General features: G+C 38.4%; 16 protein-coding genes and 1 tRNA gene. 9 read left to right on the forward strand and 8 right to left on the reverse strand.

What is annotated here, in order from left to right; genetic code table 11:
- The first annotated feature begins 82 nt into the window (after positions 1-82).
- Both whiA and ACODS7_RS05065 read left to right on the forward strand, forming a co-directional pair.
- Positions 83-1,033 carry a DNA-binding protein WhiA gene (gene whiA / locus ACODS7_RS05060; protein WP_000006566.1) on the forward strand — a complete coding sequence of 317 codons (951 nt, stop codon included), beginning with the start codon at positions 83-85 and terminating at the stop codon, positions 1,031-1,033.
- Between the two features lie 23 nt (positions 1,034-1,056).
- Positions 1,057-1,305 carry an HPr family phosphocarrier protein gene (locus ACODS7_RS05065; RefSeq protein WP_000250307.1) on the forward strand — a complete coding sequence of 83 codons (249 nt, stop codon included), beginning with the start codon at positions 1,057-1,059 and terminating at the stop codon, positions 1,303-1,305.
- A 402-nt stretch (positions 1,306-1,707) separates the two neighbouring features.
- Here ACODS7_RS05065 and clpP read toward each other — a convergent pair whose 3' ends face one another.
- The 8 genes from clpP to ACODS7_RS05105 form a co-directional block, all read right to left on the reverse strand.
- The gene (clpP, locus tag ACODS7_RS05070; RefSeq protein WP_001049162.1) at positions 1,708-2,289 is read right to left on the reverse strand and encodes an ATP-dependent Clp endopeptidase proteolytic subunit ClpP; all 582 of its coding nucleotides are present in this window, start codon (positions 2,287-2,289) and stop codon (positions 1,708-1,710) included.
- A 241-nt stretch (positions 2,290-2,530) separates the two neighbouring features.
- Positions 2,531-3,400, reverse strand: coding sequence for a DUF421 domain-containing protein (locus tag ACODS7_RS05075; protein WP_243168290.1), 870 nt, complete (start codon positions 3,398-3,400; stop codon positions 2,531-2,533).
- Between the two features lie 20 nt (positions 3,401-3,420).
- Complete coding sequence (locus ACODS7_RS05080) at positions 3,421-3,627, reverse strand: DUF1657 domain-containing protein (protein ID WP_016079754.1); 207 nt, start codon at positions 3,625-3,627, stop codon at positions 3,421-3,423.
- A gap of 11 nt (positions 3,628-3,638) precedes the next feature.
- Entirely contained in the window at positions 3,639-3,989 is a 351-nt protein-coding gene (gene spoVAE, locus ACODS7_RS05085) for a stage V sporulation protein AE (protein WP_000575919.1), read from the reverse strand.
- Entirely contained in the window at positions 3,986-5,002 is a 1,017-nt protein-coding gene (gene spoVAD, locus ACODS7_RS05090; protein WP_000938970.1) for a stage V sporulation protein AD, read from the reverse strand. Before spoVAD ends, spoVAE begins: the two co-directional genes overlap by 4 nt.
- The gene (gene spoVAC, locus ACODS7_RS05095) at positions 5,003-5,479 is read right to left on the reverse strand and encodes a stage V sporulation protein AC (protein WP_000095399.1); all 477 of its coding nucleotides are present in this window, start codon (positions 5,477-5,479) and stop codon (positions 5,003-5,005) included.
- A gap of 29 nt (positions 5,480-5,508) precedes the next feature.
- Positions 5,509-5,994 (reverse strand): YhcN/YlaJ family sporulation lipoprotein, encoded by a 486-nt coding sequence (locus ACODS7_RS05100; RefSeq protein ID WP_016079756.1) that lies wholly within the window; start codon positions 5,992-5,994, stop codon positions 5,509-5,511.
- 93 nt (positions 5,995-6,087) lie between these two features.
- The gene (locus tag ACODS7_RS05105) at positions 6,088-6,294 is read right to left on the reverse strand and encodes a DUF1657 domain-containing protein (protein ID WP_000216166.1); all 207 of its coding nucleotides are present in this window, start codon (positions 6,292-6,294) and stop codon (positions 6,088-6,090) included.
- Between the two features lie 205 nt (positions 6,295-6,499).
- On the opposite strand from ACODS7_RS05105, the gene ACODS7_RS05110 reads away from it, so the two are divergent.
- The 7 genes from ACODS7_RS05110 to ACODS7_RS05140 all read left to right on the forward strand — a co-directional run bounded on the left by ACODS7_RS05110 (position 6,500) and on the right by ACODS7_RS05140 (position 12,426).
- Complete coding sequence (locus ACODS7_RS05110) at positions 6,500-6,853, forward strand: YxeA family protein (protein WP_016513219.1); 354 nt, start codon at positions 6,500-6,502, stop codon at positions 6,851-6,853.
- A gap of 156 nt (positions 6,854-7,009) precedes the next feature.
- Positions 7,010-7,085, forward strand: a tRNA-Arg gene (locus ACODS7_RS05115).
- Positions 7,086-7,343: 258 nt separating this feature from the next.
- On the forward strand, positions 7,344-8,651 hold the full coding sequence (gene rpoN / locus ACODS7_RS05120; protein WP_098535815.1) for an RNA polymerase factor sigma-54: 1,308 nt from the start codon (positions 7,344-7,346) through the stop codon (positions 8,649-8,651).
- 9 nt (positions 8,652-8,660) lie between these two features.
- Entirely contained in the window at positions 8,661-8,906 is a 246-nt protein-coding gene (locus ACODS7_RS05125) for a glutaredoxin family protein (protein ID WP_029443579.1), read from the forward strand.
- A 136-nt stretch (positions 8,907-9,042) separates the two neighbouring features.
- Positions 9,043-10,071 carry a gapA transcriptional regulator CggR gene (gene cggR / locus ACODS7_RS05130; RefSeq protein WP_001258185.1) on the forward strand — a complete coding sequence of 343 codons (1,029 nt, stop codon included), beginning with the start codon at positions 9,043-9,045 and terminating at the stop codon, positions 10,069-10,071.
- A 26-nt stretch (positions 10,072-10,097) separates the two neighbouring features.
- The gene (gene gap, locus ACODS7_RS05135; protein WP_000161234.1) at positions 10,098-11,102 is read left to right on the forward strand and encodes a type I glyceraldehyde-3-phosphate dehydrogenase; all 1,005 of its coding nucleotides are present in this window, start codon (positions 10,098-10,100) and stop codon (positions 11,100-11,102) included.
- 139 nt (positions 11,103-11,241) lie between these two features.
- Positions 11,242-12,426, forward strand: a complete 1,185-nt coding sequence (locus tag ACODS7_RS05140) for a phosphoglycerate kinase (protein WP_001036333.1) — start codon at positions 11,242-11,244, stop codon at positions 12,424-12,426.
- The last annotated feature ends 18 nt before the right edge of the window (positions 12,427-12,444 follow it).

A 12,444-nucleotide genomic window follows, 5' to 3' on the forward strand; every position in this document is an offset into this window, starting at 1 on the left:
GTTGCCTCGTTTGAGGTAGCGCTCCTCATTCATATAGGACAAGAATTTTGTTCCATAATAATCGTATAAGGAGGTGTTGACTGTGTCATTTGCATCAGAAACAAAGAAAGAGTTGACGAATCTTGAAGTGAAAGAATGCTGTGAGAAAGCAGAATTATCGGCGTTACTTCGAATGAACGGATCGCTTTCTTTTTCAAACCGTCGTCTATCTATAGATATTCAAACAGAAAATGCGGCAATTGCAAGAAGGATTTATACGCTTTTGAAAAAAGGATATGATGTGACGGTAGAATTACTTGTTCGTAAAAAAATGCGATTGAAGAAAAATAATGTATATATCGTAAGGCTTGTTGAGAAGTCTCGCGAAATATTAGCCGATCTTCATATCGTTCGAGATGACTTTTCATTTATTCGAAATATATCACAAGAATTGATTGAGAAGAAGTGTTGTAAACGATCGTATTTACGCGGTGCATTTTTAGCAGGTGGTTCAGTAAATAACCCAGAAACATCATCTTATCATTTAGAGATCTTTTCGTTATATAAGGAACATAATGATGCTATATGTGAACTGATGAACGGATTTGATTTAAATAGTAAGACGTTGGAAAGAAGAAAAGGGTACATTACGTATTTGAAAGAAGCGGAGAAAATTACGGAATTTTTAAATATTATTGGTGCTCATAATGCGCTTTTAAGGTTTGAAGATATTCGAATCGTACGTGATATGCGTAATTCCGTAAATCGTTTAGTGAACTGCGAAACAGCTAATTTAAATAAAACAATTGGTGCAGCGCTAAGGCAGATTGAAAATATCCGCTATATTGATGAGACGGTTGGTCTTGATATATTGCCAGATAAACTACAAGAGATTGCGCAACTACGAAGAGATTATCAAGATGTAACATTGAAAGAGTTAGGTGAGATGGTATCCGGGGGGAAAATTAGTAAATCGGGTATTAATCATCGTTTGCGTAAAATCGATGAAATTGCAGAGAAATTACGCGCGGGGGAAACGGTAGCAAAAAAATAAGAGGTTAAAGGGGAAATGGAGCTGTGGTTCAAAAACGAGTTCAGGTTTCATTAAAAAACGGTTTACAAGCACGTCCGGCTGCGTTGTTTGTACAAGAGGCAAATCGCTTTCATGCAGATATCTTTATTGAGAAAGATGGAAAGACAGTAAATGCAAAGAGCATAATGGGGATTATGAGCTTAGCAATTGGAACTGGAAGCATGATAACAATTACAACAGAAGGTTCAGATGCAGAAGAGGCTTTAGAAGCATTAGCTGCATATGTACAATAAAGAGCTATCGCGTATATGCGATAGTTTTTTTGTTTTGTTGTTTGTGCGGATTAGCGGGGAGGGGTATTTAGCTGATTTGTCCTTGTCGGAGATTGTCGGTAAATCGATATGTTGTGTCGAACCGTTGATATATTAAAAAAATCGTTGATATAATTTGAGTTTTGTTCGATATAATTGAAAAATCGTTGATATATTTAGAGAGATACTTGATGGGGTATGTGAGCGGGGAACAATATATAAAAGAAGCGCCCAATTATAGGGCGCTTCCACTTTTAGTTATATCCAGCTCCAGCGGCTAGAATGGTCGGTGGCTTCGCTTCTTCCGTCGAGGTAAAAAGCACCTCTTTGTCAGAAGCTCCATCCTCCTCCCATTCTGAACGAGCCGCTTTCGCTTTTAATTTATTAACGATTTGTAAAGATCTTATCGATTAAACCGTATTCTAAAGCTTTTTCTGCTGTCATGAAGTTGTCGCGATCTGTATCGCGTTGTAGTACTTCAAGTGGTTGACCAGTGCGGTCAGCAAGAATTTGGTTTAGCTTTTCACGTAAGAATAGGATACGTTTTGCAGCGATTTCGATTTCAGTCGCTTGACCTTGTGCTCCACCAAGTGGTTGGTGAATCATTACTTCACTGTTTGGAAGTGCATAACGTTTTCCTTTTTCACCTGCTGCAAGTAAGAATGCACCCATAGATGCAGCCATACCGATACAGATTGTTGATACTTGTGGTTTAATAAACTGCATTGTATCATAGATTGCCATACCCGCTGTGATAGAACCACCAGGGCTGTTGATGTAGATGTGAATATCTTTTTCTGGATCTTGAGATTCCAAGAATAAAAGCTGGGAAACGATTGAGTTAGCTACGTTGTCATCAATTGCACTACCAAGCATAATGATGCGGTCCTTTAATAGTCGAGAGTAAATATCGTAAGCGCGTTCTCCACGATTTGTTTGTTCAATTACTGTAGGAATTAAATTCATCTGTTATTTCCTCCTTCTAAAGCTTTCTTAGTCTTATAATACAATTATGGTCAATAAAGGTCAAACGAAACCACTTTAAATCAAAAAAATATGTAGTTGTACCATGAAATATTCGCTATGTTTTCGAAATTCCCTGCTTATGTATCTTCAACATCATAACCGAATTACGTAAATTTAAACGTTATGAAAACTGGAGAAAAACAGAAAAGAACGCCTTTTAACTGAAGCGTTCTTTCGATAATTAGTCTTTTAAAAGATAGGTTACTTTATTTAAAATTTTTTCGATTTGTTTCGCGTTTTTACTATACATTTCACTTGCTGATTTCGACTTTGTTTCTAGGGAAAATAGTTCAAGATCAGCATGACATTTTTTTAAAGATGCTAATAATAAAGGTTTGTTTTGAGGAGAAGGCATTTGAAGTTTGTCATTGTAAATGTCGATAGTGAGTTGTCCGTATGAATTGACTTGACCGAGAAAGACATTTTCAATAACAACACCGAGTTTTTCTAGTTCAGCATGTAACCAAGCGCGGTTATGTCCACTGGAGGATAGAGGTTCATCTAGTACATTTCCATCCATAATAACAGTTTGCGGTTCTTTTTCGTTTGGTACTTTTAAACCGATGTCTTTTGCTGTAAGTGGCTGAGAATCTTTCTTTAATAGTACATTTAATTCTCCGCTCGGTTCTAAGACAGCAAATTCGACTTCCGCTACGCTGAACGCACTTTTTCCTCGGAGTAGTTCAAGTAATTCGTCACTCGTATATTTTTCTTTCTTTAAGTTATCTTCGAGTATCTTTCCATCTTTTATTAATACGGTAGATTTCCCTTCAAAAAAATCCCGAGCTGTTTTGTTCTTTAAGGAGAGGATTCCTGTGAAAAAAGGTACCGCAGCGAAAATGAGTATCGCAAAGACGCCGTGGAAAAATTTCGAATCGAGCCCTGTAGATACTTGGGCAGCGATGTCACCGATTGTCATTCCGGCAATGTATTCAAAAAAGGAGAGCTGAGAGATTTGTCTTTTCCCTAACCATTTCGTAATAGCAAATAAAATAATTAATATGAATACAGAGCGAAGAATGACAAGTGTCCATTCCGGCAGGTGAGACATAGTCATTTCCTCCAGTCTACTTAAAACCCTTTATATTGAGGTTCTTCACGTTCTAATACTGAAACTCTATTCTGTAAATCAGCGATGACGCTATCCATTTCTAACATACATTCATGAAATACACGTTTGGATTCGTCGTCTTGTGAATTTAATGAAAGCGAGCTTAAACTTGCTTGAGCTCCTCTTACACTAGCAAGGCAAGTTTTTACGCTAGCGATAACAGTCATACAAACACTCCTTATCCTTTCGGTTTAAATAACAATGCTCCTATGAAACCAAAAATAATAGCTGCGGATACGCCGGCGCTCGTTACTTTAAACATGCCGGTAATGACGCCAACAATACCATGTTTTGCAGCTTCTTCCATCGCACCATGAACGAGGGCGTTACCGAAGCTTGTAATAGGTACAGTTGCACCAGCTCCAGCGAAATCAATTAAAGGTTCATACAAATTGAATCCATCTAATATAGCTCCGGCAACAACGAGTGTTGCCATTGTATGAGCTGGTGTTAGCTTGCCGACATCAAACATAAGTTGTCCGATTACACATATGAGTCCACCAATGACGAAAGCCCAGAAAAAAATCATTGCGTTGCACCTCCAAATTCAATCGAAACGGCGTGAGCGATACACGGAATCGTTTCTTCTTGTTGGAATGTAAGTGGAGATAGTAAAGCGCCTGTCGCAACGACAAGTATTTTTTTGAACTCTCCTCTTTTCATTCGATTTAATAAGTGACCGTACACGACGGTTGCAGAACATCCAGGCCCGCTAGCGCCGGCTATGACAGGTTGTCCTTCTCTATAAATGATAATTCCGCAATCTTGAAACTGTTCGCTCGTTACTTTTGTTCCATGCTTATGTAGTAAATCGTAAGCAATTTCGCGACCGACATGACCAAGATCACCGGTCACGATTAGGTCATAGTAAGAGGCATCGATTTGTCGTTCGCGTAAATGGGCTTCGATTGTATCGACTGCAGCTGGAGCCATTGCGCCTCCCATATTAAAAGGATCTGTTAATCCCATATCAATAACTCGTCCAATTGTGGCAGATGTTACCCTAGGGCCGTGTCCGGTATCGCTTAAAATGGCGGCTCCTGCTCCGGTTACTGTCCACTGTGCAGTAGGTGGCTTTTGTCCGCCGTATTCGGTAGGATAGCGGAATTGTTTTTCTACAGCTGTATTATGACTGGATGCACCAGTTAATAAATATTTTGCGCCTTTTGCATTTACGATACTTGCCCCAAGTGCTAAACCTTCCATAGAAGTAGAACAAGCTCCGAATAATCCGAGATAAGGAGTGCCAAGTGTCCGGCAAGCAAAGCTTGTAGGGGTAATTTGATTAATTAAATCTCCTGCGAGTACAAATTGAATATCATCTTTACGAAGTTCTGCTTTTTCAGTAGCACGGCTACAAGCTTCTTCGAATAAAATCTTATGTGCTTTTTCATAGGAATCTTGTCCGAGCCATAAATCTTCATGAAGGATATCGAAGTCTTCTGGGATGTTCCCCTTTGCTTCAAATGGTCCACCGACAACCCCTGTTGAGATAATGACTGGTTTGTTTTCAAATACCCACGTTCGGTGTCCTTGTAACATTTATAGTCCTCCCCATTGAACGAGAATCGTTTTAATAAGTGCGATGACGAAAGCGGAAAATACACCAAATAAAATAACAGAACCAGCTAGTTTAAACATATTGCCGCCAACGCCAAGGACGAATCCTTCCGTTCGGTGTTCGATACATGCTGCAATAACAGAGTTACCAAATCCAGTAACAGGTACAGCTGTACCTGCACCAGCAAACTGCCCAAAACGATCATATATACCGAAACCAGTTAGTAACATAGAAATGAAAATAAGAGTTGCGACGGTTGGATTTCCTGCCGAACGTTCAGTGAAATCGAAATACGTAATATAAAAAGTAGAGATTAGTTGTCCTATGAAGCAAATAAAACCACCGACGAAAAAGGCTTTTATACAATTTTTTAAGACAGGTCGTTTCGGTTCGCGTTCTTGCTCGAATTTTTTATACTCCTGTTGTACAGGGGTTAAGTTTTTATCTTTACTAGACATTGCAATCCTTCCTTTTCTTTTAAAAAGCGTTAAGTGTTAGACTCCATTTTTTTACCAATGAATTTTAATTGCTTATTAATCTCATCTTTAGATACTTTTTTGTCCTTAATCTTTCTTTCGAGCTTTTCGAGTAACATAAAGATTTTTTTATCTGTACTTACACGAACATCGAAAGTAGGGTGCTCATCACTTAGCTGCTTTTGAAGCTTCTTACGTAGAGGTTTTAATCCAAACCTTTCGTGATGCTCCGGTGTAACTGCTATGTAGAGATCTAAATTTGAGTTTACTGCTGTGCTTTTTGTAATTTCATCCATAGCGAGAGCTCTTTTCTTCGCTCCTTGTGATATAGATTGATTAAAGGATTCCGTACTCGTCTTTGTTAACTTTGGACCTTTTTCTTTCTCCGTTCGTTTTGCTTCTTCTTTCACTTTTTTATCTAAAGGACTATTATCACATCCGGTAAAAGAGCTAAATAGAAGTGCAAATAATGCGGTTATGAGGCCGAGTTTTCGCATAATTATCATTCCATTTCTATTGCAATATGTAATGTGATAGAAAAAGGATGACTGCATATCATCCTTTTTCTATTTCACAGCAAGTCTGATTCGTTATTGCTGTGAGTATTGTGGTTCTTCTTGTTGGACTTCTTCAACGCGTGGGTTTAAAGAATCGATAATCGTTTGTGTTTGCTGCGCAGCTGTTTGGAAAAGTTGTTTAGCTTGTTGGTTATCCGTATCAAGAGCGAATCCCTCTAAGCTAGCTTGTGCACTTTTTAATCCAGAAACAGTTTGCTTTAGTTTCGTAATTACAGTCATTGAATGAAGCCCCCTTTGGAATATCAATTCAAAGATTATAATTTGTGAGTTGGGGTGAATTTATGATTGGAAAATTTAGGGGTATTACATGTGTGGATTACAATTTTGTAATGAATATGTAAGGAAAAGCGATAGTGGAAAAACCCTCTTTCTCCTAGAATAAAGAAAGTAAAGTGAGTTAAAAGGATATTTTAAGGAGAGAAAAATGAAGAAATTATTATTAGGTTTAATTGGACTTTTTATATTAGTTATTGGTGTGGCAAGCTTTTCTCATAATGAGGTGACTGATAGATATAATCCGCTTGTGAAAGAAGAATTTGTATATGTAAAAGCGAAAGAATCTGGCCGATTATCTACAGTTGGAGAGGTAGCTGGAGACTATAAACTTACTGGTTATTACGCTTCTGGTGAAGGAAGAGACGTTAAGTTTTATGCACCTCGTGGGCTTCGAGAAGGAGCGTATGTAAAGGTTAAAACAAAAGGTGAATATATTGAAACATACCAAGAAGTACAGCCGAATGAAATTCCAAAAGAGATTAAAGAGAAACTAGATAAATAAAATGGGTAAGAAGTGCCTCCTAAATGTAGAAATTAGGGGGCTTTTTTATGCAGACAAAAAGCGTATATATAATGTGCTATCAAAGAGTTTTTATTGATTTAAATGGTTTTTATTGCTATTATTATGAAGAGAAAATGAAGTGTTTTCTATAATCATGCGCCCATAGCTCAGTCGGATAGAGCGGTGGTTTCCGGTACCACGTCTGCCGGGGGTTCGAATCCCTCTGGGCGCGTTAGAAAGTCCTAACTTACGTTTTGTAGGTTAGGACTTTTTTTATTTACCTCTTGTTATATCTACTAATAAGATTTACTATTAGTACTTGGTGATGATTTTTAACTTTATTATTTTCTTTCAATATTATTCAAATTTAGGTTGTAAGTTGTAAATCTCATTAATACATATAAATTAATAATATTTTGGAATGGGTGTCTGTGATAGCATTCTCCTTTTACCAAACTTATTGTACAATAGAAACAAGGGGGAGATTAGTTTGAAGGCAAGTCTTTTACAAGAACAAAGCTTACGTTTGGCAATGACACAAGAGTTAAGGCAAGCGATTACAATGCTTCAGTATAATGTACAAGAATTATCGGAGTTTTTGTATGAGCAATCGTTAGAGAATCCCCTTATTGAGTTAGGTGGTTTTGAGAGGGAGAAGAAAAAGAGCTCTAACAACAGTAAAAGTACCAGCAAACAAGTCGAGAATCAGATGGAGATCTACAGTGTGGATTCTACAACGATTCAGCAACATTTATTAAATCAAATACAGTATTATAAAATAGATGAAGAAGAGCGAAAAGTAGCTTCTTTCATTATTATGAACATGGATGGAAATGGATATTTACAAGAAACGAATGAAGAGTTAGCAGAGCTCCTTTCTGCGCATATTCATGTAGTCGACCGCTCTGTAGAGCTTGTCCAATCACTGGAACCAGCAGGGGTAGGGGCGCGTAATATTCAGGAATGTTTAACCCTGCAATTGAAGCGCTTACAAAGGCGGAATGGATTAGCAGAAGAGGTTGTAGAAGATCATTTCGCTTATTTTGTGAAGAAAGATTGGCGAAAGCTCGTTCAAGTGTTGAAATGTAGTAATGAGGAATTACAGAGTGCGGTAAATTGTATAACGTCATTACAACCAAAACCAGGTCTTGCGTTTTCTTCAGATAAACCACTTTATATTGTGCCTGATATGGCGGTGAAAAAAGATGGCGATCGCCTCGTTTTACAAATGAATGAGAGAAATATGCCGAGAATTGAAATTCATTCTGAATATAGTGCGCTTCTTAATAATAGTGAAAGTGAAGTAGCATCTTACGTATCAGAAAAGTATCAGCATGTGCAATGGATTATGCGCAGTTTGAAACAGAGAAAACAAACACTTCTGCAAGTGATGACGATTATTATGGAAAAACAACGTGATTTCTTTTGGGAAGGTCCAGCGTATTTGAAGCCTCTCGCTTTAAAAGAGGTGGCGGAAGAGCTAAGTGTACATGAGTCTACGATTAGTCGTGCAACAAGAAATAAGTATGTGCAAACGCCACACGGTTTATTTGAGATGAAATCGTTCTTTAGTAATGCAATTTCGACGACAGAGGATGAGGCAGTTTCAACGAAGCGAGTGAAACAGTTTATTCAAACGCTTGTGGAAGCAGAGAATAAGAAAAAGCCACTCTCAGATCAAAAGATTTCAAAATTATTAGAAGAAGAGCATGAAATTGTTATTTCTCGAAGAACAGTGGCGAAGTATAGAGAACAAATGCATATCCCAGCTTCGTCATTACGAAAAACGATCGGATAGGTGAAGAAGATGAAAGTTGTACTGTATACTAAAAAAGATTGTGGCCTTTGCGTAAAGGCGAAACAAGTTTTACAGGAAGTACAATGTGAATATTCTTTTCAAATCGAGGAAATAGATATATATGAAGATAATGACCTTTTAGAAAAATATCACTTAATGATTCCGGTTGTAGAAATAGGCGGAAAACAAGTAGAATATGGTAACATTCACAAAGGTGTCATAATAAACTATATAAAGAATGCAGTTAAGAGTTGAATAAGTTTCTATCTCCTGTTACAATAATACACGTAGCAGGGATTATTTTTTTAACCTATGTGGGACACAAAATGTCACTACGGGACGTAAAGTGACCACTAAGGAAAAATGAACCAATGTAGTGAGGAGAAAAGATATGCGCTCATGGATTCAGAACACAAAAAAATTATTACCTGATCTGCTACCTGTTATGCAAACGAGAATGCAAATTCTTCAATACATTAGGCTCATGCAGCCGATTGGAAGAAGAAATTTATCAGCAAGCCTCGGTATGACAGAACGAGTATTGCGAAGTGAAGTTCAAGTTTTGAAAGAACAAAACTTAGTTCACGTCGCTTCTTCTGGAATGACTTTGACAGAAGAAGGAACAGCTTTAGTTCTTGCTTTGGAAGACTTTATGAAAGAAATTTCCGGGTTAAAGGTTTTAGAAAAGCAACTTAAGGAAACATTAGACTTGGATGAAGTTTTCGTTGTCCCTGGTGATAGTGATGAATCACCTTGGGTCAAACTGGAGATGGGCCGTGCTTGTGTGACTTGTATAAAAGACCGTCTGACAGCGAATAATATCGTTGCTGTGGCTGGAGGAACTACGCTAGCTGCTGCTGCGGACATGATGCAACTTGATTGCAAAGATTTACATATGCTATTTGTCCCAGCACGTGGTGGAATTGGAGAAGGTGTTGAATTAGAGGCCAATACCATTTGTGCCAAGATGGCGCAAAATACGATGAGTAATTATCGCTTGTTGTATGTTCCAGACCATGTTAGTAGCGAAGCATATGCGTCTATTGTGACAGAGCCTTCCGTGAAAGAAGTTCTTGAGTTGATTCGATCTTCCAATATCGTCATTCATGGAATAGGTGATGCGTTAACAATGGCACGTCGCAGAAGTACTTCAGAAGCAGATTGGTTAAAGATTCAAGCAAGCGAAGCAGTTGGCGAAGCTTTCGGTTACTACTTTAATGAAGAAGGAAATGTTGTTCATAAAGTAAGAACAGTTGGTATGCAACTAGAGGATTTACAAAATGTATCTCACGTTGTAGCAGTCGCTGGAGGTTCTTCAAAGGCAAAGGCAATACAGGCTGTAATAAAGCAAGGGCACACTTCAATTCTAATTACAGATGAAGGTGCAGCAAAACAGTTAACAAAGGGTTTTACCCTTTAATATAATCCCCCAAGGAGGAAATTCAAATGACTAAAATTGGTATTAATGGATTTGGACGTATCGGACGTAACGTATTCCGCGCAGCTCTTAACAACTCTGAGGTAGAAGTAGTAGCAATCAACGACTTAACAGATGCTAAAACATTAGCTCACCTTTTAAAATATGACACAGTTCACGGAACTTTAAATGCAGAAGTATCTGCTAACGAAAACAGCATCGTTGTTAACGGTAAAGAAATTAAAGTTATCGCTGAGCGTGACCCAGCTCAATTACCATGGAGCGACTACGGAGTAGAAGTAGTAGTAGAATCTACTGGCCGTTTCACTAAAAAATCAGACGCTGAAAAACACTTAGGTGGATCAGTTAAGAAAGTTATCATCTCAGCTCCAGCTTCTGACGAAGATATCACTGTAGTTATGGGTGTTAACCACGAACAATACGATGCAGCTAACCACAACGTAGTATCTAACGCTTCTTGTACTACAAACTGTCTAGCTCCATTCGCTAAAGTATTAAACGAAAAATTCGGCGTAAAACGCGGAATGATGACAACAATTCACTCTTACACTAACGACCAACAAATCTTAGACTTACCACACAAAGATTTACGTCGTGCTCGTGCAGCAGCTGAAAACATGATCCCAACATCTACTGGTGCAGCTAAAGCTGTAGCATTAGTATTACCAGAACTTAAAGGTAAATTAAACGGTGGCGCTGTACGTGTTCCAACTGCTAACGTTTCTCTTGTTGACTTAGTTGTTGAACTTGACAAAGAAGTAACAGTTGAAGATGTAAACGCAGCATTCAAAGCAGCAGCTGAAGGCGAATTAAAAGGTATCCTTGGATACAGCGAAGAGCCATTAGTATCTATCGACTATAACGGATGTACAGCTTCTTCTACAATCGATGCATTATCTACAATGGTAATGGAAGGTAACATGGTTAAAGTACTTTCTTGGTACGATAACGAAACTGGTTACTCTAACCGCGTAGTAGACTTAGCAGCTTACATGACTTCTAAAGGTCTTTAATTCTTAATTATATAAGCAATCAATGACAAAACGAGGGAGAGGGTTTGTTCCCTCTCTCTCTTCTTTCGTTTTAAAAGCAAATGTGTTAAGCTTTTGAATGGGTTTTGTCAATCCTAACTAGTAGTCGGAGGGAAATCCAATGAACAAAAAATCAATTCGTGACGTAGATTTAAAAGGTAAGCGTGTATTTTGCCGCGTTGATTTCAACGTACCTATGAAAGAAGGCAAAATTACAGATGAAACTCGTATCCGTGCAGCTCTTCCTACAATTCAATATTTAGTAGAGCAAGGTGCGAAAGTTATTTTAGCAAGCCACTTAGGCCGTCCAAAAGGTCAAGCAGTAGAAGAATTACGTCTTACTCCAGTAGCAGCACGTTTAGGCGAGCTTCTTGGTAAAGATGTTAAAAAAGCGGACGAAGCATTCGGACCAGTTGCACAAGAAATGGTTGCAGCAATGAACGAAGGCGACGTATTAGTTCTTGAAAACGTACGTTTCTATGCGGGCGAAGAAAAGAACGATGCAGAACTTGCGAAAGAATTTGCAGCACTTGCTGACATCTTCGTAAACGATGCATTCGGTGCAGCTCACCGTGCTCATGCTTCTACAGCGGGTATCGCAGACTACCTACCAGCAGTATCTGGTCTATTAATGGAAAAAGAGTTAGATGTACTTGGTAAAGCACTTTCTAACCCAGAACGTCCATTTACAGCTATCATCGGTGGTGCGAAAGTAAAAGATAAAATCGGTGTAATTCGTCATCTATTAGACAAAGTAGATAACTTAATCATCGGTGGCGGACTTGCTTACACATTCGTTAAAGCTTTAGGTCATGAAATTGGTCTATCTCTATGTGAAGACGACAAGATTGAACTAGCTAAAGAATTTATGCAACTTGCAAAAGAAAAAGGCGTAAACTTCTACATGCCGGTTGATGTTGTAATCACTGAGGAATTCTCTGAAACTGCAACAACTCAAATCGTTGGTATCGACTCTATCCCTTCTACATGGGAAGGCGTGGACATCGGTCCTAAAACACGTGAAATTTATGCAGATGTAATTAAAAACTCTAAGCTTGTTGTATGGAATGGACCAATGGGTGTATTCGAAATGACTCCATTCGCAGAAGGTACAAAAGCAGTAGGACAAGCATTAGCAGATGCAGAAGATACATACTCTGTTATCGGCGGTGGTGACTCTGCAGCAGCTGTTGAAAAATTCGGTATGGCTGATAAAATGAGCCACATTTCTACTGGCGGCGGTGCGTCATTAGAATTCATGGAAGGTAAAGAGCTTCCAGGTGTAGTTTGTCTTAACGACAAATAAGTAGCAGCCAAAGAAAAA

This window comes from Bacillus sp. FG16 (genome assembly GCF_057809515.1).

Bases quoted from the DNA above. Each gene is read 5' to 3' on its own strand.
- clpP (WP_001049162.1), bottom strand. From the start codon at position 2,289: ATGAATTTAATTCCTACAGTAATTGAACAAACAAATCGTGGAGAACGC.
- ACODS7_RS05075 (WP_243168290.1), bottom strand. From the start codon at position 3,400: ATGTCTCACCTGCCGGAATGGACACTTGTCATTCTTCGCTCTGTATTC.
- ACODS7_RS05080 (WP_016079754.1), bottom strand. From the start codon at position 3,627: ATGACTGTTATCGCTAGCGTAAAAACTTGCCTTGCTAGTGTAAGAGGA.
- spoVAE (WP_000575919.1), bottom strand. From the start codon at position 3,989: ATGATTTTTTTCTGGGCTTTCGTCATTGGTGGACTCATATGTGTAATC.
- spoVAD (WP_000938970.1), bottom strand. From the start codon at position 5,002: ATGTTACAAGGACACCGAACGTGGGTATTTGAAAACAAACCAGTCATT.
- spoVAC (WP_000095399.1), bottom strand. From the start codon at position 5,479: ATGTCTAGTAAAGATAAAAACTTAACCCCTGTACAACAGGAGTATAAA.
- ACODS7_RS05100 (WP_016079756.1), bottom strand. From the start codon at position 5,994: ATGCGAAAACTCGGCCTCATAACCGCATTATTTGCACTTCTATTTAGC.
- ACODS7_RS05105 (WP_000216166.1), bottom strand. From the start codon at position 6,294: ATGACTGTAATTACGAAACTAAAGCAAACTGTTTCTGGATTAAAAAGT.
- ACODS7_RS05110 (WP_016513219.1), top strand. From the start codon at position 6,500: ATGAAGAAATTATTATTAGGTTTAATTGGACTTTTTATATTAGTTATT.
- ACODS7_RS05125 (WP_029443579.1), top strand. From the start codon at position 8,661: ATGAAAGTTGTACTGTATACTAAAAAAGATTGTGGCCTTTGCGTAAAG.
- cggR (WP_001258185.1), top strand. From the start codon at position 9,043: ATGCGCTCATGGATTCAGAACACAAAAAAATTATTACCTGATCTGCTA.
- gap (WP_000161234.1), top strand. From the start codon at position 10,098: ATGACTAAAATTGGTATTAATGGATTTGGACGTATCGGACGTAACGTA.
- ACODS7_RS05140 (WP_001036333.1), top strand. From the start codon at position 11,242: ATGAACAAAAAATCAATTCGTGACGTAGATTTAAAAGGTAAGCGTGTA.